This window comes from Bradyrhizobium sp. HKCCYLRH2015 (assembly GCF_051168215.1).
In the GTDB taxonomy this organism is placed as follows: Bacteria; Pseudomonadota; Alphaproteobacteria; order Rhizobiales; family Xanthobacteraceae; genus Bradyrhizobium.
Map to the genome: position 1 here is coordinate 26,852 of NZ_JBNPUO010000001.1, position 17,648 is coordinate 44,499.

Here is a 17,648-nt window from a genome sequence, read left to right on the forward strand (position 1 = left end):
GGTCAACCTTTCACGGCACCAGCGGAGAGCCCGCGCAAGAAATAGTTTCCGGCGATGATATAGACGGCCAGCGTGGGCAGAGCAGCGATGATGGCCGCCGCCATGTCGACATTGTATTCCTTGACGCCCGTCGAGGTCGCGACCAGATTGTTCAGCGCAACCGTGACCGGGTTGCTGTCGCCGGCCGTGAAGGCCACTCCAAACAGATAGTCGTTCCAGATCTGGGTGAACTGCCAGATCACGGTCACCACGATGGTCGACGGCGCGAGCGGGAGCACGACCTGGAAGAAGATCCGGAAGAAGCCCGCGCCGTCGATCTTGGCCGCATTCATGATGCCGTCCGAGACGGTGACGAAGAAGTTGCGGAAGAACAGCGTCGTGAACGGAATTCCATAGATCACGTGGACCAGCACCAGTCCGGGAATGGTGCCGGCCAGATCGAGGATGCCGAGGGTACGCGCCATCGGCACCAGAACGACCTGAAAGGGAATAAAGGCGCCGAACAGGATCAACCCGAACAACGTCTCTGAGCCGGGAAACCGCCACTTCGCCAGGGTATAGCCGTTGACGGCGCCAAGCATGGTGGAGAGGCATACCGACGGAACGACCATCAGAACCGAATTCCAGAGATAGGGCTTGAGACCGGCGCAGCGTACCCCGACACAGGCGGATTCCCAGGCTTTCGGCCACGCCTCGAAGGTGACGGCGCGTGGAAGGCTGATCAGCGATCCGGTACGGATCTCCGCGAGCGACTTCAATGATGTCGCCACCATCACCAGCAGTGGCAGCAGGTAGTAGAGAACGAACAGGCCGAGGATCGCGAACAGGACGCCGCGCAGCACCGTGGTTCGGATACCGGTCGGGCGGACGATGCCGGGCGCGCGCGAGCGGATCATTGGCGCTCCGTCCGCAGCTCGGACCATAGATATGGCACCATGATCGCCACCACGGTCGCCAGCATCATGGTTGCGCTCGCCGCCGCGGTCCCGAGCTCGCTGCGCTGGAATGCGAACGAGTACATGAAGGTCGCAGGCATATCGGTCGCATAGCCTGGCCCGCCGTTCGTCAATGCAATGACGAGGTCGAAGCTCTTGATCGCGAGATGGCTCAGCACGACAAATACTGACAGAAAGATCGGCCGCAGCATCGGCAGCACGAGCTGGATATAGAGGCGGAACGGACCGGCACCATCGACCGCCGCGGCCTTGAGAACATCGTCGTCGATCGAGCGCAGGCCCGCGAGAAATAGCGCCATGGCATAGCCGGAAGATTGCCAGATGCCGGCAATCACGACGGTGTAGATTGCCATGTCCGGATTGACCAGCCAGTCGAAGCGAAAGCTCGTGACGCCGAGCGACTGCACCATCTTTTCCAGTCCGAGACCAGGGTTGAGGATCCATTTCCAGGCGGTGCCGGTGACAATGAACGACAATGCCATCGGGTAGAGATAGATGGTGCGGATCACGCCTTCGACGCGGATGCGCTGGTCGAGCAGGATCGCCAGCATGATGCCGATAACGGTGCAGCCGCCCATGAACAGGGTGGTGAAGATGAACAGGTTGGCGATCGCCACATACCAGCGCGGCGTCGCCCACAGCCGCGCGTATTGGACGAGCCCGGCAAAGCTGTAATCGGGCAGGACGCTGGACCGGGTGAACGAGATGTAGATCGTCCAGGCAATGAACAGATACACGAACACGAACACGGCCGCGCCGGACGGACTTATGACCAGGCGCGGCAGCCAAGTGTCGACACGTCGCAGGAATCGATGGAGCGCTGCGTGGGGCATGGCGATGGTACTGCTCGACGGACATGAGGCGCTGCAGACGGCAGCGCCGTTCGTCTTATGACCTCGCGCGCCTGATCGCCTCCATCAATCGTTTGACAGCGTCCTGCGAGCTCATGTCCGAATTGAAATGGTTGGTCACGACGTCCAGGATCTCGCCGCGTACCGAACGCGACACCGCCATTTCATGCGCCATGCTTGGAACCAGGGTATTCGCCTTGGTGTCCGCAGCCAGATCGTCCATCGATTTCCGCGCGCAGGAATCGAACTTGTCGCGCGGCACGCCGAGCCGTGCGGGGATCGACCCCTTGTTGAGGCTGAACGTCTCTTGGAAACCCTCCGACATGATCAGGCTGGCAAGCACCTTCTGACCCTCCAGCTTGTCGACACCGTTCACCTTGAACATCGCGATGCTGTCCGAATTCAAGATGAAGCCCGGCAGGCCCGGCGCCGGAATGCACAAGAAATCCTGGCCAGCCACTTTTCCGGCCGCCACGAACTCGCCTTTCGCCCAATCTCCCATCAGCTGGAAGCCAGCCTGGCCGTTCATGATGGTGGCCGTGGCGAGGTTCCAGTCGCGGCCGGAGAAATCCGGGCTGACATAGGAACGCAGCTTGCGCATCTGGTCGAACACCTTGATCATCGTGCTGCTGGTGATCGCTTTTTCGTCGAGTTCGACCAGCGCTTTGCGATAGAAATCCGCGCCACCCAACCCGAGCACGACCGTCTCGAACAAGGTCGCGTCCTGCCATGGCTGGCCACCATGCGCCAGCGGCGTGATCCCCGCGGCTTTGAGCTTGTCCGCTGCGGCGTTGAACTCGTCCCAGGTTGTCGGCGGCAAGACGCCCGCTTTGGCAAGCACCGCCGGGTTGGCCCAGATCCAGTTGACCCGATGGATGTTGACGGGGGCGGCCACGTATTTGCCGTCGAACTTCATGATCGACGCAAGCACCGGCGGCAGCAGCTCGTCCCACTTTTCCGCCCGAGCGACCGCATCGATATCGGTGAGTACGCCCTGGCGCGCCCATTCCTGGATATTCGGTCCTTTGAGTTGGACCGCGCTCGGCGGATTGCCGGCAACAACGCGCGCTCGCAAGGCGGTCATGGCGGCGTCGCCACCCCCGCCAGCGACTGGAGAATCGATCCATTTGCCGCCTTGGGCTTCGAAGGCGCTCTTCAGCGTGGCGATCGCCTTGGCTTCGCCACCGGATGTCCACCAGTGCAGCACCTCGACGGTGCCGCCGGCCTGGCAGACGCTGGGGAAGGCGAGGACGCCAAGCAACATGCCTAGTGCTGCAGTATGACCGCCGAGCCGCATGGGAAGTCTCCTCATCCTTCTCGCTTCTCGTTAAAGTTTGGTCTCGATTGACCTGAAGTTGTGGAAAGCTGACATGTCCATCGCCAAGAGCGTTGACCTGCGTCAACAATGTCGACGGTCGCTTGAGAGCTGGTAGATCGGCAGCAACTCGACAACGTCCAAGCCCTGGCTGTCGCGCTGGGTGTTGAGCCTTCAGATCTGCTGAAGCAGACTCTCTAAAAGAGGACGTTTGGAAAGATAGCTGGTGAACCGGCACGGTCAGCAACAGCGATCCTGCAATATCGGATCACCGGCACGTTGCACCTCGGCGTTCGGGCGTCCGTCAGCGCGGAAGCATAGCGTTCAAGGCGAAACTCAGAAGAGCCGGACGATCTCGGGGCCAAGATCGTCGTCTGGTTGCGCTTCGCTTGCCGGCAGTTGGAGAGTCGTGCGCGGACGGGCAGGGGCTACGTCCCATGCTGGTGGCATTCACCTTCGGCGGGCTATCGAAGCGCCCAGAAGGAACGCGAACAGCAGAGAAGCAAGCGGGGCCCGGCGGGCGGCGTTGCTTAGGACGCTGAGCGGCATGCCTGGCTTGCGCCCGGACTCCACGGCGCTGCGCACCTGCTTCGCAGCCTGCTTTACGAGACCAGCGAAGGAGCCAAAGGCGGTCTTCTTGTCCTCGGCAGGATAGAGCCCTTCATAGATGAACGGCGGGAGCGATGGATCGTCTCTCATGGTCGTTTTCTCGTTTTGCGGGATGCGCTTGTTTGCCTGTTGGCATCAATGGCGTGGAATTGGAGATGGTTCCGCGCCTCCCCCTTGGGCGCGGTTGTGATCCTGAGGCCGTGGCTTTGGCGGGTCGTCCTAGCCCAGCCCAACCATTGGACGGTGCGGGCGCCGCTAAAATTTCCCATTTGAGATCAAGGCGCCTCAATAGAAGGAGGGGTGCGCAAGCCATTGATCTCATTTCTGGTCTTTCGCCCCTGTCGTGCCCCACACGACCGGAGGCTGCGGGCAAAGGCCTGTTCTCTCTCCGTCCATCTAGCCTCCAGAGATGGGGCGCTCAAATGAACGGCCTCAGCGCGTCCACAGTCGCGACATAGCGGTCCAAGGTCGAAATATTGCGCTGAGGCGGGTCAGGACTGGTGCCGCCTCGTGATCGCGATGCGCGTCGCCTGGCCGTACAGCCCCGCCATCTGGTCAAGCTGAGCCGCTGTCGCGGCGCAGCCGTCGATCCAGCCGGGTAGGCCGTCGAACATCGGCGGCAGGGTTGCCGCGCGCAAGGCCGCATAATCCTCGGTGACGGCGCGGCCGCGTGTCGTGGCGCGGTAGCGTGTCTCCTTGCGTGAGGAACGGCCTTCGGTCTCGATCAGCCCGGCGCGGACCAGCTTGCGCGTCGCATATTGCAGATTGGGCACGTCGACGCGGTTGAGCAGTTGGCCAACCTCGGCGAGCCGCTTCGGCTCGTCGCCCATGCGTACGACATTGAGGACGGCGACATCGTCGCCGGTCAGCGGCACCTCGCAAACGGCGGCGAGGCAGGAAGCCTTCCAGCGATAATAGGACTGGGCCAGCCGCTCCAGCGCGAATTCAAAGTCGGACAGCCGTCGCTCGGTGTCACTGCGCGCAAGATGCCACGCTCCCTTCGCGTCGCCTTTGCTGCCGCTCTCGGCCTCATCGCGAGCCGCCTCTGACCGTGACCGCGCCTTGCCGCCCGCCACTCTCGCCTTCACCGCCACGGTCTTGCGCCTCGCCCCAGCGCTCGTCGTCCTCTTCAATAGCCCGTCTCCCGATGCCGCTCCGCACAATGCGTGTGCAGCGCATGCTCAATCTCTGCTGTTTACATCCAACGTTTTTACATTAAAAATTCAATGAAGAAAACACATCAGGCGCGGCGTCACCGTGGACGTCGGCCGGCAGAACCGGGGAGCACGACAGTGGCTGGTCAGTGGATCGACATCGCCGCCGCCGATGGCGGCACGTTCAAGGGCTATCTCGCGGTGCCCGCGTCAGGCTCCGGTCCCGGCATCGTGCTCCTGCAGGAGATCTTCGGCGTCAACGCCTCGATGCGCGCGGTCGCCGACTATTATGCTGAGGAAGGGTATGTGGTGCTGGCGCCGGACCTGTTCTGGCGCTTCGAGCCGGGCATCGAGCTCGGCTATGGTGAGGCGGATTTCGGTAAAGCCTTCGGCTACTACCAGCGCTTCGACGTCAATCTCGCGATCAAGGACACGGCCGACGCGCTGAAGGTGCTGCGCGCGCGTCCCGAGTGCAGGGGCAAGGTCGGCGCGCTCGGCTTCTGCCTCGGCGGCAAGCTCGCTTATCTCACCGCCGCCCGCACCGACGTCGATTGCGTCGTCTCCTATTATGGCGTTGGCATCGAGGCCGATATCGACGAGGCCAAGAACATCAAGGGCCCGATCGTCTTCCACTTCGCCGAGCTCGACAAGTTCGCGCCCGCCGAGGCGCGCGAGGCGGTCAAGGCCGGCTTTGCCGGCCGCGACGATGCCGAGTTCTATCTCTATCCAGGCTGCGACCACGCCTTCGCCGCGCCGGAGCGCGCCAGCTTCGACAAGCCGGCGACCCTGATGGCGCATTCGCGCTCGATCGCGCTGTTCCGGAAAGTGCTCGGCCCGCACTACGATCTGTCGTCGCTGTGGGACCGTCACACCGAGCTCGAATTCGCCACCCGCTCGGCGGAGGCGACGATGGGCACCATGGTCGCCGAGCCCTACGTCAACCACATCCCGACCATGACCGGCGGCGTCGGCTACAAGGATCTCTTGAGGTTCTACGCCAACCATTTCATTCCGAAGACGCCGGCGGACACCAAGCTGGTGCCGATCTCGCGCACCATCGGCGCCGACCGCGTCGTCGACGAGATGCTGTTCTGCTTCACCCACGACATCGAGATCGACTGGATGCTGCCCGGCATCCCGCCGACCGGCAAATATGTCGAGATTCCGCTGGTTGCGATCGTCCGCTTCCGCGGCGACAAGCTCTACAACGAGCACATCTACTGGGATCAGGCCTCGGTGCTGGTGCAGATCGGCCTGCTCGATCCGGCGAAGCTCCCGGTCGCCGGCATCGAGACGGCGAAGAAGCTGGTCGACGAATCCCTGCCCTCGAACACGCTGATGAAGCGCTGGGCCGAGAGCGCGCCGAACTGATCAATTCGTCCGGCGGCGTCGGCAGGGACGTCGCTTCTCTTCGCTCATCGTCCTTCGTCCATGCGGAGTTGCATCACCATGCGTGACCATCAGATCTCTCGTCGTACGATGTTGCAGCTCGCAGGCGCAGCTGCGTTGCCACTCGCCACCGGCCTGCCGCTGCGCCCCGCCAGTGCCGCGCCGGGCACGCTGACCATCGCCTACAACGTCAACCTGCCGTCGTTCGATCCGACCGTCGGCGTCTCGGCGGTCAATCCGACCATCCAGTCGATCTACCAGGCCATCTTCGATCCCTATATCGGCCAGGCCGCCGATCTCTCGTTCAAGCCGGGCCTCTTGACGAAGTGGGGCTGGAACGAGGACCGCACCAAGGTCACGATGGAGCTGCGCTCCGACGCGACCTGGCATGACGGCTCCAAGGTGACGCCGGAGGACGTGGTGTGGTCGCTGACCCGCGCCGCCGATCCGAAGGGCGGCAACCCGATCCAGTTCGTCTGGTCGAAGATCAACAACTTCAAGATCGACGGCCAGACCATCACGGCCGACGTGGTAGAGTTCGAGCCGGTGCTGTTCAAATGGATGGCGTTCCTCACCGGCTACGTGCTGCCCAAGGCCTATTACGAGAAGGTCGGCGCGGAGGGCTTTGAGAAGGCGCCGATCGGCTCCGGCCCGTACAAGGTCGATGCCTTCGAGCGCAACGCGTTCCTGCGGCTGAAGGCGCATCCCGGCTATTGGGGGCCGAAGCCGGCGTTCGAGACCGTCGTCTTCAAGTTCGTCACCGATCCGACCAGCCGCGTCGCCGAGATCGAGTCCGGTGGCTCCGACATCACCTTCGAGATTCCCTATGAAGAGTTCGACCGCCTCAAGGCCAAGCCGAATTTGGCAGGCCTGACGCAGCCGATCTCCGACATCGGAATGATCTTCCTCACCGACATCGATCCGATGCTCGACCGCAACATCAGGCTCGCCGCCAACCACGCCATCGACAAGAAGGCGATCGTCGACAAGCTGCTGCGCGGCTATGGCGTGCCGATCGATACCTTGGAAGCTCCGGGCTACGCCGCCTTCGATCCCTCGATCAAGGTCGCCTATGATCCGGAGCTCGCCAAGAGCCTGCTCGCCCAGAGCGGCTACTCGGCCGCTAAGCCGGTCAAGTTCACCATCCAGACCACGCGCGGCTTCAAGCCGAAGGACTACGAAATGGTCCAGGCGATCGCCGGCATGTGGCGCAAGGTCGGCATCGAGGCCAACATCGAGGTCTACGAGATCGCGCAGCATTTCGAGCTGCGCGCCCGCCACGCGCTGGCGCCGGCGGCGTTCTACAATTGGGGCAACGCGATCGGCGATCCCACGACCTCGACCGGCTTTGCGATGTTCGGCCCGTCGCCGCATTCGGCCTGGAAGGGCAAGGACCTGATCGAGCGCATCGGGCCCTTGTGGGGCGAGAAGGACGAGGCCAAGCGCATCGCCGGCTGGAAAGCGGTCGACAAATACATCGCCGAAGAGGGTGAGGTGATCCCGCTGCTGCAATACGTCCAGCCGATCGCGCACAAGAAGGGCCTCAAGGTGGTGCCGCAGGCCAACGGCATGATCCTGCCGCAGCTCGTGACCCAGGGCTGAGACGGAGTCGGGCGATGCGCTGGAGCGCCATTCTCAAGCGCCTCGCTCTGATCCCGCCGACCCTGCTCGGCGTCGGCGCCATCGTGTTCGTGCTGCTGCGCGTGGTGCCCGGCGATCCCATCGCGATGATGATCCCGCCCGGCGCCTCGCCGGCCGACATTGCACGGCTGCGCGCGCTCTACGGCCTCGATCAGCCGCTGCTGTCGCAGTTCATCACCTGGCTTGGCCAAGTCGCGTCGGGCGATTTCGGCCGCTCGATCAGCCTGCGCCAGCAGGTGTTCGAATTGGTCAGCGCGCGGCTGCCGGCGACCCTTGAGCTCGCAGCGCTCTCGGTGATCATGGCGCTCGTGATGGGCGGAGCCGTGGCGCTGGTCGGCAGCCTCACGCGCGGCACCCGCGCCGAATGGCTGCTCGACACCGCCAACGGCTTCTTTCTCGCCATTCCTGATTTCCTGTGGGCCCTGATCCTGCTGCTCGGCTTCGGCGTGCTGCTGCCGCTGCTGCCGATTTCCGGCCGGCTCGATCCGCAGCTTGCCGTGGCCTTCCGCACCCACTTCTATCTGATCGAGAGCCTGCTCACCCTGCGCCTCGACCTCGCCGCCGATCTCTTGCGCCATATGTTGCTGCCGTCGCTGGCGCTCGCGCTGCCCTTCGCCGCGCTGGTCGCGCGTCTCCTCAAGGCGCAGCTCGCAGAGGCCGAGGACCAGGACTACGCCCAGATCGCCCGCACCCGCGGATTTTCGCGCACCACGATCCTGCAGCGCGAGGTGTTCCCCAACGCGCTGATCCCGACGGTCGCGCTCTCAGGCGTGCAGATCACCCTGCTGCTCGGCGGCACCGTGCTGGTCGAGCGCATCTTCTCCTACGAGGGCATCGGCAACATGGCGATCGATGCCGTCATCAACCGCGACTTCCCGCTGATCCAGGGGCTGATCCTGACCTTCGCCGTCCTGTTCATCGCTCTCAACCTCGCCGTCGACCTGCTGGTGGCGCTGCTCGATCCGAGGCTGCGCCATGGTTGACCTGGTTCTTTCTGGCCCGATCACGGCCCAGCCGTCGCGCTGGCGCAGCGCTCTCTCACGCGGCGGCGCGCGGCTGTGGATCGGCGGCGGCCTTGTGGCGCTGCTGCTGCTCATCGCGCTGTTCGCCCCGGTCATCGCGCCGCATGATCCGGCCGAGCAGGATCTGATGTCGGCGCAGCTGCCGCCGGCCTTCATGCGCGGCGGCGAGGCGGCGTTTCCGTTGGGCACCGACAGCCTCGGCCGCTGCGTGCTGTCGCGCCTGATATATTCCGCGCGTACTGCGGTCTCCGTCGCGCTGATCGCCTCGCTGCTCGCTGCGGTCATCGGCATCGCACTCGGCCTGATTGCCGGCGCCTTCGGCGGCTGGATCGATCAGCTGGTGTCGCGGCTGATCGACGTCTGGATGGCGTTCCCGCCGGTGCTGCTGTCGATCGTGCTCGCCGCCGTCATCGGCGCCGGCCTCACCTCGGTCATTGCTGCGATCGTGGTCGTCGACTGGACCCGCTTCGCCCGCATCACCAGAGCCGAAACGCAGGCCCAGCTTGCGCGCGACTACGCCGCCGCGGCCCGGGTGCTCGGCCTCACCCGCGCGCAGGCGCTGCGGCTCGAGATCCTGCCCAACCTCGTGCCGCTGATCGTCACGTTGCTGGCGGTCGAGATGGGCATAGCTATCCTGGTCGAGGTCATCCTGTCCTTCGTCGGCATCTCCGTCACCGGCGACACCGCGAGCTGGGGCGGCATGATCACCGAGGGACGGCAGATCGTCTACCAGGCGCCCTGGATCATGGCGCTGCCGATCGGCGCCGTCATCGTCAGCGTGATCGGCTTCAACCTGCTCGGCGACGGCCTGCGCGCCGCGCTCGATCCGGTGCAGCGCCGATGAGTGCCGTGCTCGACATCGACAATCTCCACGTCGCGATCGGCGCCGCCAATGTGCTGCGCGGCGTCTCCTTGCGCGTCGAGGCCGGCGAGGTCCGCGGGCTCGTCGGCGAATCCGGTGCCGGCAAGTCGATGGTCGGCCGCACCATCTTCGGCCTGCTGCCGGCGAAGGCCGCCATCACGGCCGGCCGCGTGAGCTTCGAGGGGCGCGACCTCCTGGCGATGCCGGACAAGCAGCGCCGCGACCTGCTGGGACGGCGCATCGCGCTGATCCCGCAGGATCCGATGACGTCGCTCAACCCGGTCCGGCGTATCGGCGCGCAGATATGCGCGGTGTTGCAGCTGCATCTGAAGCTGTCGAAGCGTGCCGCGCGCGATCGCGCCGCCGAGCTGCTGAGCGAGGTCGCGATCCGCGATCCCGCTGGCGTCCTCGCACTCTATCCGCACGAGCTCTCCGGCGGCATGCGCCAGCGCGTGCTGATCGCGATGGCCTTCGCCTGCGATCCGTCGCTGGTCATCGCCGACGAGCCGACCACCGCGCTCGACGTCACCGTGCAGCGCCAGGTGCTGCAGCTGGTCGAGCGGATGCGCCAGCGCCACGGCGCGGCGATCCTGTTCGTCACCCACGATCTCGGCGTCGTCGCAAAAATCTGCCGCAGCATGACCGTGCTGCATGCCGGCCGCGTGCTCGAGGATGGATTGACGTCGGACGTGCTGGTGAAGCCGCATCATGCCTACACGCGCGCGCTGCTGGCGGCGACGCCGCGCGCCGACCGTCCGGCGGACAGCTTGAGGCCGGTGCCACCGGCGCTGATCGAAAGCCTGTGGGCGGAGGCGCACCGGCTCGATCAGCTCGCGGCGAGGAGGCCGGCATGAGCGAGATCCTGCTGCGCACCGGCCAGCTCGGCTTCGCCTATCCGGCGCGGTCGACTTCGCTGTTCGGCAAGCCTGTGATGCGTGACGTCATCAAGTCGGTCGATCTCGCCGTTCCGCGCGGCGCGGTGCTCGGCCTCGTCGGCGAATCCGGTTCGGGCAAGACCACACTGGGCCGGCTGCTGGTGCGGCTGCTGGAGCCGACTTCTGGCGGCCTCCAGTTCGACGGCGTCGAGATCAGCCGTCTGTCCGAAGCCGCGCTGCGCCCCTTGCGCGCGCGCATCCAGATGATCTTCCAGGATCCGCAATCCTCGCTCAATCCGCGCCTGCCGCTCGCGGTCACCTTGACGCGCCAGCTCGAGGTCTATGGACAGTTGAAAGGCCGGCGCGATCGCCGCGACCGCGCCGCCGCGCTGCTCGATCTCGTCGGCCTGCCGACAGCCTTCGTCGACCGTTATCCGCACGAGCTCTCCGGCGGCCAGCGCCAGCGCGCCGGCATCGCACGCGCGCTGGCGCTGCAGCCGGACTTCATCGTCGCCGACGAGATCGTCTCCGGGCTCGACGTCTCGACCCAGGCGCACATCCTGATGCTGTTGAAGGAGCTGCGCGCCAGGCTCGGGCTGACCGTGGTCTTCATCAGCCATGATCTCTCAGTGATCCGCGTGCTCTGCGACGAGGTCGCCATTCTCAAGGGCGGCGAGGTGGTCGAGCACGGCCCGGTCGGCCGCATCTTCTCCCATCCGCAACACGCCTATACGCGCCAGCTCCTGGCCGCCATTCCGCTCCCCGATGTCGAGCCGGGCTGGCTCGACGACACCTCGCCCCGTGAGCAACCCCAGCAGCAGGGATCAGCCGCATGAGTGCTTCGATCAAGGACTCCGTCGTCGTCATCACCGGCGCCACCGGCGCCATCGCGAAGGCGCTCATCGCCGAACTGCTCGCCCGCGGCGCTGCGAAGATCTATGCCGCCGCCCGCGACGTCTCCGCGCTCACGGCGTCCGACAGGGTCGTGCCGTTGAAGCTCGACGTCACCAGCGATGGGGACGCGGCAGCCGCCGCCGCACAGGCTTCCGACGCGACGCTGCTGATCAACAATGCCGGCGTCAATCACAACACTGCGTTCATGCTCGCGCCCGATCTCGCCATCGCCACGGAGGAGATCGAGATCAACTACCTCGCGCCGCTGCGGCTGACGCGCGCCTTCGCGCCGGTGCTGATCAAGAACCAGGGGGCCGTGCTCAACATCCTGACCATCCTGGCGCGGGTGAACCTGCCGCTGATGGGCTCCTATTGCGCCTCGAAGGCCGCGGCGCTGAGCCTCACGCAAGGACTGCGCGGCGAACTGACGCCGAAGGGCGTCCACGTCGCCGGCGCGCTGCCCGGTGCCGTCGACACGCGCATGACGGCCGGCCTGCCGATCCCGAAGATGACGCCGGCCGAGGCCGCCAAGGAAATTCTCGACGGCTACGAGACCGGCGAGGAGGACATCTATGTCGGCGACATGGCCAAGGGCATCGCCGCCGGCCTCGCGCAGGATCACAAGGCGGTGGAAAAGCAATTGGCGTCGGGCTAGCACGAACGCCCTGATAAAAGTCGCACCCGGAGCAGCGACGCGAGAAGGTCGACGCGGCAGAGCGCGCGAGGCCTGGAACCGAGATTTCTGCCGCGACGAGGCGTCAGTTCTTCCGATCCCGAAAACTATAGGTGACAGGCCCCAGCGCGGGCCCAGGAGACTGAGACGACTGGCATTGGCTTCCCGAGGCACCGGTTTCCTTTGAAGCCTGCCAGGCGTACGTAAAGGCCAGGGAGCGGCCCGAGAGCGTGGCCGAAGTGCGACAGTCTGCCGTTACTCGCTTCTCCGAAGACGGCCGGCCCCTAGGCAGGTTGCAGGAACTGGGTGACGTCCGCCATTTGTTGGGGAACGCGCCTTTTGCCAAGCTCGAAAAGGTCATCGTAGCGCAGCGCGGAAGGAACGCTGCCCTATGGGAGCAGATCGAACCAAGGCGTCGTGAACGAGGGCGGCTGCTTGAGGCCCGGTATAGACCAGGCGTTGCCCGCCTAAGGTCAGATTGATTGAAGCCCCTGGCTCACCCGCCGAGCTTGTCACCCCAAAAATGGAGGTGCGGCATGCCCCGGAAGTCAAATACGCCTAGTGAGGCCCGTAACGAGTTCGTGCAGCTCGCGCTTGTCCCGAACGCCAACATTCAGAGCCTTTGTCGGCGGGGATCACCGTTCAATGAGAATACGCGCAGCGGGCGATAACACGCGCCTTTGCCCACGGGACATGAGCGCAGCGCTCGCATCTGAGTTTCAGAGGGAGGATAGTTCCCCAAGCAATTTCACAGTCAGATCGTCACCAAGTGTGGTTATCAGCGCTGGCCATCGCCCATCAACGGCTTCATGGGCTCCCCATCTGGACTATAGGACGACACGCCGTCTCCGACGGAAAAGGACATCAGGTCGTGTCCGATGACTAATGGACCCTGGTACGTCGCGCGGGTGCGCCGAAGCAGCGCCTCCTCGGGCACATCCTGCACCGGCTTCACCGTCGCGAATACGACATGCGAATAGACCGCCAGCTTCGGCTTTGCGAGCGAGAAGATCCGCCCGGCTTCCTCTGGTGAAGTGTGATGGGCTTCGATAGCACGATAAGAGGGATAATCCTTCACGAGATCAGGTTCGATGATTGCGACCTCGTGAACCAGCAGATCGGCGCCTTTCGCGGCGTTCACGATTCGCTCGTCATATTTGGTGTCACCCGATAGAACGACTTTCTTGCCGCCGTACTCGATCACGTAGCCGAAGGCTGGCTTGATCTTCTCACCGTGGTTGACCTCAATCGCCGTGACCTTCACGCCGCCCTTCTCATAGACGAGTCCGGGCTGAATGTCGTGCGCATTAAATGCCACGCCTTCCGGCGGCAGATGTTCGTCATCCTCGCGAATGCGAATATCCTCCGAGAACGCCTTGGTCAGGTTTTGCGTCATTGCGACGGTTCCGGCCGGCCCGAAGATCACCATCGGTGATTTTCGTGAGGCCCAGGGCGTTCCGATCCAGCCGCTGAGCCACATATCAGGCAAGCCGACAATATGGTCGGAGTGGAGATGCGTGATGAAATGAGCGGTGATGGCGCCGAGCGGAATTCGCTTCTGGAAGAGGCGAATGGTCGAGCCCCGCCCCATATCAAACAGCAATTTCTCGGGTCCGGCTTCGACGAGTGTTGACGCACTGAAGCTTCCGATCCGTGGAGTCGGTGTGCCGGTTCCGAGCAAAGTCACCTTCATCTCATCTGCCGCGGAGGGATTTCCCCACAGCAGAACACAGGCCGCAATTGTAGAGGCAACTAGTCTCACTATGCCAGTTTCGATTGCTTGCATCTGAACACCGAACATTTTCGAGGTTGCTGATAGCAGGGGGGCCTGTGGCCGTCGCCACTCTGATCAGCTTGGTCCATTTAGGGACGCGGCTCGATCGTTGATGTGTGTCTTTCGGCTCAGCGTCAATGGTCGACGAACGTTTGACCAAATCAAATGTGTTCTGCGATGCACAATGCTGCTGTTGGAGATTGTCAAACGACGGTATGTTTCGAAAACGTCACCTCATCCGCCATCCTCCACCCTCAGCCGGAACGTCATGAGCAATTTGAAGGATCCGTCAAACATTGACGAGTATCTCGCGTTTCGTATCTATAATCTTGGAAAGCTCGCCGCGCGGGGCGCGGGCATCATGCTACGGCGGGAGTTGGGGATCGGTCGGCGCGACTGGCGCATTCTTGCTTACGTCGCGCAACGTCCTGGCATGAGCCTGAGCGAACTCGCCGAAGTCGCCGACATCGAGCTGGAGCCTGCAAGTAGAGGGGTTGGTAGGCTCGTGGGCAGCGGAATCATTGCGAAGACAAGGCTCCCCAAAAATAAGCGACGTTTGGCACTTTCGCTGACGGACACTGGACAGGCCCTGTACGAGCAGGCGCAACGGATAACCAAGGCGTACAATAGAGATTTGGCAGCGTGTCTGAGCGATGAAGACGCACATATATTGGACATGCTGCTGAGGAGACTCTCGGAACGAGCTACGGAGCTCACTGATCTGCAGGCAGCCGCTGGCGGCGAAGAAGATATCGTCGAATAGGGTATTCGATGCCGTCATGACCCCCGGCTGCTGCCATTAGTCGAACCGACGCCAGCTGGAGGCGAGTTCAGCGCATGCGGGCAATGCAGGGGGCGCGCCCGAAAACGTCATGAGCTCGAGGAAATTGCGGCGATCGCATCGATGATCATCGTCAATCCGCCGGTATAGTCGTTGGGTTTGTCCGAAAGAGGTTTCAGCAGCATTGGCCGCAGCACGCTTGAGCGAGCAACTGGAACGACGTCGCCAAACTCGCAGGCCCAAGTCACTCCAAATGGCATCGGCTATTTGCCTGCGAGCCCGGCGGCCTGAATGATCGGCGCCCACCTCTCGCAGTCTTCCATTTGAATCGCGCCAAGCTGCGGCGGCCGTTGGCGATGTTGCATCTTTGGCCATCGATCGCTCCACTTCACCTAAGAGCCTTTCTATGCCGAACGCGGCAGTCCGCCGGGCGATCGCTGCCGAACAGTTCATCTTTCTGTGCTTCGGCAGCGCATGCCGCCTTACTACGAATTCATCTCGCCGACAGGATGAATTAATTCGTCGGACAGGACGTAGTAATCTGACCAGCGTTACTCCTTCGTGCAACGCCGTAAGGCGCAACATCTCGAAGGAGACAATCCATGTCGGACAGCAATCAACAACCTCGCCGCAGGATCATGCCCGCGCGGCGCCTGACTCTGCTCGGATCGGCTGCCGTGATCGGTTCGGCGATCGCGCTGTCGGGACCGCTCGGCTATGGCCGCCTGATCGATCAGGCATGGGCGGCGGCGCCTTCCCAGGGCGAGCAGGGCCCCACCGGCTTCGCCGATCTGGTCGCCAAGGTCAGGCCCGCGGTGATCTCCGTCCGCGTCAGTGTCGACGAAGGTGACGAGACCGACATGCCTGGGCCGAACGGGGAGCCGTTCATGCAGGGAACCCCGTTCGAGAAGTTCTTCCGCCAATACGGATTCGCCGACGGCCCGCAAGGCAAGATGCGTCGCCACCAGTTGATTACGGGAGTTGGCTCCGGATTCTTCATCTCGGCCGACGGCTACGCGGTGACCAACAACCATGTCGTGGACCACGCGAAGTCGGTGCAGGTCACCACCGACGACGGCAAGACCTACACCGCCAAAGTCATTGGGACCGACCCGAAGACCGACGTCGCGCTGATCAAGGTCGAAGGCAAGTCGGACTTCACCTATGTCAACCTGGACAGCAAAACGCCGCGCGTCGGTGACTGGGTCGTGGCGGTCGGCAATCCCTATGGCCTCGGGGGCACCGTCACGGCGGGCATCGTCTCGGCGGAAGGCCGCGAGCTCAGCTCAAGCCCCTATGACAACTACATCCAGATCGACGCGCCGATCAACAAGGGCAATTCGGGCGGTCCCACCTTCGATACCAACGGCAATGTTATCGGCGTCAACACCGCGATCTATTCGCCCACAGGCGGCTCGGTCGGAATCGGCTTCGATATACCTGCGCCGACGGTCAAGATGATCGTTGCCCAGCTTAAGGACAAGGGCGTGGTGACCCGGGGCTGGCTCGGCGTGCAGGTCCAGCCGGTGACCGCAGGCATCGCAGAAGGCCTCGGCATGAAGAACGCCGCGGGCGCGCTGGTCGACGAAGCAAAGCCGGATACGCCGGCGGCGAAAGCCGGGATTGAACCTGGCGACGTCATTACGGCCGTCAACGGTGAAGCCATCAAGGACTCGCGCGCCCTGGCGGGCCGGATTTCGGCGATGGCCCCCGGAAGCTCTGCAAAGCTCGACATCCTTCGCAAGGGTGAGTTCCGGACCATCGCTGTGACGCTTGCGAACATGCCGAACCAGCAGGAGAAGCAGGCCAGTTCCGACGATCACGACAACGGCTCGGCTCGCGGCGTGCCACATCTCGGTCTGTCAGTCGCGCCCGCAGAGGACGTGGCGGGCGCCGGAAACAAGGGTGTCGTGGTCACCGCCGTGGATCCCGACGGCCCGGCGGCGGAGCACGGTATGCAGTCCGGTGATGTGATTCTCGATGTCGGCGGCAGGACCGTCGGCACCGTCGCCGAACTGCGCAATGCATTGTCGCAGGCAAGGTCCGCCGGCAAGCGCGACGTGCTGATGCGGGTCAAGTCCGCCGCCAATACCCATTTTGTTGCGGTCCCGATCGGCTGAAGCGCGGAGACGGAGCCTGCTGCCGGTGCTCTCCCGATCGCCGGCGGCAGGCCACGCGTTTGCGGGATGAACGACGGACATGTGGCGGGCTCCGTGTCGATCCGACGTCTCGGCGAGGGGCGACTCCGCAAAATCGTTGAGGCGGCCGGCGCGCGACCAAGCGACGCGTGGACATGTTCCTCAAGTGGACATGTTCCTCAAGGCCGGCCCGATCGTTCTCGACTTTCTCGAGCGGAAGACGGGCGTCCTGTTCGCGGCGCATCCGGTCCACCTCGCTGGACCATTGAGGCATGTCCTCGGTCTTCTCACCCGCTATGCGATGGACCGGATCGGCGACACACGGAACACGCCTGGTCATGGGAAACGCACTCGTCGCACGACTTCTCGACAGCATCCATCGCCTTGCCATCGACCTGCGCTTCGACACCCGCACCGACTTAGAACGATCAGTTCACCTCCATGCGGAAAGATATCCGCAGGAAATGTGCGTTCCCAACCCGAGACCGATCTGACAAAGGAATAATCGCTGGGCTGGATCGCGCCGCTTTGGCCCAAGGAGTCTGGCGGCCCGGGCTGATCGATCTTGTTGTGGCTTCGTCGAGCACGACCACGCGGACCGAACCTCATCGCGGACGGGCGATACCTGCTCGTGATCACCGGCGGGGCCGGTCGGGCCACGGCGTGCCGGCCCGTCCGGTTCTTCGGGCGCCGGCCGGGGCCATTTTCCGAAAG

The 17,648-nt window shown here is 63.8% G+C and carries 15 protein-coding genes; 9 read left to right on the plus strand and 6 right to left on the minus strand.

Going from position 1 to position 17,648, the window contains the following annotated elements; all coding sequences use genetic code 11:
- Positions 1-2: 2 nt before the first annotated feature.
- From ACQR1H_RS00130 to ACQR1H_RS00150, 5 genes are all read right to left on the minus strand, one after another.
- The gene (locus tag ACQR1H_RS00130) at positions 3-896 is read right to left on the minus strand and encodes a carbohydrate ABC transporter permease (protein WP_315802386.1); all 894 of its coding nucleotides are present in this window, start codon (positions 894-896) and stop codon (positions 3-5) included.
- Complete coding sequence (locus ACQR1H_RS00135) at positions 893-1,789, minus strand: carbohydrate ABC transporter permease (protein ID WP_315802387.1); 897 nt, start codon at positions 1,787-1,789, stop codon at positions 893-895. The genes ACQR1H_RS00130 and ACQR1H_RS00135 overlap by 4 nt, the downstream gene beginning before the upstream one ends.
- Positions 1,790-1,844: 55 nt before the next feature.
- Positions 1,845-3,104, minus strand: a complete 1,260-nt coding sequence (locus tag ACQR1H_RS00140) for an ABC transporter substrate-binding protein (protein WP_315802388.1) — start codon at positions 3,102-3,104, stop codon at positions 1,845-1,847.
- A gap of 468 nt (positions 3,105-3,572) precedes the next feature.
- Complete coding sequence (locus tag ACQR1H_RS00145; protein ID WP_315802389.1) at positions 3,573-3,821, minus strand: hypothetical protein; 249 nt, start codon at positions 3,819-3,821, stop codon at positions 3,573-3,575.
- A 401-nt stretch (positions 3,822-4,222) separates the two neighbouring features.
- Complete coding sequence (locus ACQR1H_RS00150; protein ID WP_316178409.1) at positions 4,223-4,864, minus strand: helix-turn-helix domain-containing protein; 642 nt, start codon at positions 4,862-4,864, stop codon at positions 4,223-4,225.
- Positions 4,865-5,023: 159 nt separating this feature from the next.
- Here ACQR1H_RS00150 and ACQR1H_RS00155 point away from each other — a divergent pair, with 159 nt between their 5' ends.
- From ACQR1H_RS00155 to ACQR1H_RS00185, 7 genes are all read left to right on the plus strand, one after another.
- Positions 5,024-6,256 carry a dienelactone hydrolase family protein gene (locus tag ACQR1H_RS00155; protein WP_434906942.1) on the plus strand — a complete coding sequence of 411 codons (1,233 nt, stop codon included), beginning with the start codon at positions 5,024-5,026 and terminating at the stop codon, positions 6,254-6,256.
- A gap of 78 nt (positions 6,257-6,334) precedes the next feature.
- On the plus strand, positions 6,335-7,876 hold the full coding sequence (locus ACQR1H_RS00160) for an ABC transporter substrate-binding protein (RefSeq protein ID WP_434906943.1): 1,542 nt from the start codon (positions 6,335-6,337) through the stop codon (positions 7,874-7,876).
- 14 nt (positions 7,877-7,890) lie between these two features.
- Positions 7,891-8,898, plus strand: coding sequence for an ABC transporter permease (locus ACQR1H_RS00165; protein ID WP_434906944.1), 1,008 nt, complete (start codon positions 7,891-7,893; stop codon positions 8,896-8,898).
- Entirely contained in the window at positions 8,891-9,781 is an 891-nt protein-coding gene (locus ACQR1H_RS00170) for an ABC transporter permease (RefSeq protein ID WP_315802394.1), read from the plus strand. The genes ACQR1H_RS00165 and ACQR1H_RS00170 overlap by 8 nt, the downstream gene beginning before the upstream one ends.
- A complete protein-coding gene (locus ACQR1H_RS00175; RefSeq protein ID WP_434847601.1) occupies positions 9,778-10,653 on the plus strand; it encodes an ABC transporter ATP-binding protein in 876 nt (291 codons plus the stop codon). Before ACQR1H_RS00170 ends, ACQR1H_RS00175 begins: the two co-directional genes overlap by 4 nt.
- Positions 10,650-11,510, plus strand: coding sequence for an ATP-binding cassette domain-containing protein (locus tag ACQR1H_RS00180; RefSeq protein ID WP_434898276.1), 861 nt, complete (start codon positions 10,650-10,652; stop codon positions 11,508-11,510). The genes ACQR1H_RS00175 and ACQR1H_RS00180 overlap by 4 nt, the downstream gene beginning before the upstream one ends.
- Positions 11,507-12,223: an SDR family oxidoreductase gene (locus ACQR1H_RS00185; protein ID WP_315802397.1), complete on the plus strand. Its 717-nt coding sequence runs from the start codon at positions 11,507-11,509 to the stop codon at positions 12,221-12,223. Before ACQR1H_RS00180 ends, ACQR1H_RS00185 begins: the two co-directional genes overlap by 4 nt.
- A 796-nt stretch (positions 12,224-13,019) precedes the next feature.
- Here ACQR1H_RS00185 and ACQR1H_RS00190 read toward each other — a convergent pair.
- Complete coding sequence (locus ACQR1H_RS00190; RefSeq protein ID WP_316218434.1) at positions 13,020-13,934, minus strand: MBL fold metallo-hydrolase; 915 nt, start codon at positions 13,932-13,934, stop codon at positions 13,020-13,022.
- A gap of 349 nt (positions 13,935-14,283) precedes the next feature.
- Between ACQR1H_RS00190 and ACQR1H_RS00195 the strand changes: the two genes are divergently transcribed.
- Both ACQR1H_RS00195 and ACQR1H_RS00200 read left to right on the plus strand, forming a co-directional pair.
- Complete coding sequence (locus ACQR1H_RS00195) at positions 14,284-14,778, plus strand: MarR family winged helix-turn-helix transcriptional regulator (protein WP_434886951.1); 495 nt, start codon at positions 14,284-14,286, stop codon at positions 14,776-14,778.
- A gap of 620 nt (positions 14,779-15,398) precedes the next feature.
- Positions 15,399-16,916, plus strand: coding sequence for a Do family serine endopeptidase (locus tag ACQR1H_RS00200; protein WP_434906945.1), 1,518 nt, complete (start codon positions 15,399-15,401; stop codon positions 16,914-16,916).
- Positions 16,917-17,648: the final 732 nt, after the last annotated feature.

What these genes read in the sequence shown, in the direction of transcription:
- ACQR1H_RS00130 (WP_315802386.1), bottom strand. Translation starts at nt 896, where the DNA reads ATGATCCGCTCGCGCGCGCCCGGCATCGTCCGCCCGACCGGTATCCGA.
- ACQR1H_RS00135 (WP_315802387.1), bottom strand. Translation starts at nt 1,789, where the DNA reads ATGCCCCACGCAGCGCTCCATCGATTCCTGCGACGTGTCGACACTTGG.
- ACQR1H_RS00140 (WP_315802388.1), bottom strand. Translation starts at nt 3,104, where the DNA reads ATGCGGCTCGGCGGTCATACTGCAGCACTAGGCATGTTGCTTGGCGTC.
- ACQR1H_RS00145 (WP_315802389.1), bottom strand. Translation starts at nt 3,821, where the DNA reads ATGAGAGACGATCCATCGCTCCCGCCGTTCATCTATGAAGGGCTCTAT.
- ACQR1H_RS00160 (WP_434906943.1), top strand. Translation starts at nt 6,335, where the DNA reads ATGCGTGACCATCAGATCTCTCGTCGTACGATGTTGCAGCTCGCAGGC.
- ACQR1H_RS00165 (WP_434906944.1), top strand. Translation starts at nt 7,891, where the DNA reads ATGCGCTGGAGCGCCATTCTCAAGCGCCTCGCTCTGATCCCGCCGACC.
- ACQR1H_RS00170 (WP_315802394.1), top strand. Translation starts at nt 8,891, where the DNA reads ATGGTTGACCTGGTTCTTTCTGGCCCGATCACGGCCCAGCCGTCGCGC.
- ACQR1H_RS00175 (WP_434847601.1), top strand. Translation starts at nt 9,778, where the DNA reads ATGAGTGCCGTGCTCGACATCGACAATCTCCACGTCGCGATCGGCGCC.
- ACQR1H_RS00180 (WP_434898276.1), top strand. Translation starts at nt 10,650, where the DNA reads ATGAGCGAGATCCTGCTGCGCACCGGCCAGCTCGGCTTCGCCTATCCG.
- ACQR1H_RS00185 (WP_315802397.1), top strand. Translation starts at nt 11,507, where the DNA reads ATGAGTGCTTCGATCAAGGACTCCGTCGTCGTCATCACCGGCGCCACC.
- ACQR1H_RS00190 (WP_316218434.1), bottom strand. Translation starts at nt 13,934, where the DNA reads ATGAAGGTGACTTTGCTCGGAACCGGCACACCGACTCCACGGATCGGA.
- ACQR1H_RS00195 (WP_434886951.1), top strand. Translation starts at nt 14,284, where the DNA reads ATGAGCAATTTGAAGGATCCGTCAAACATTGACGAGTATCTCGCGTTT.
- ACQR1H_RS00200 (WP_434906945.1), top strand. Translation starts at nt 15,399, where the DNA reads ATGTCGGACAGCAATCAACAACCTCGCCGCAGGATCATGCCCGCGCGG.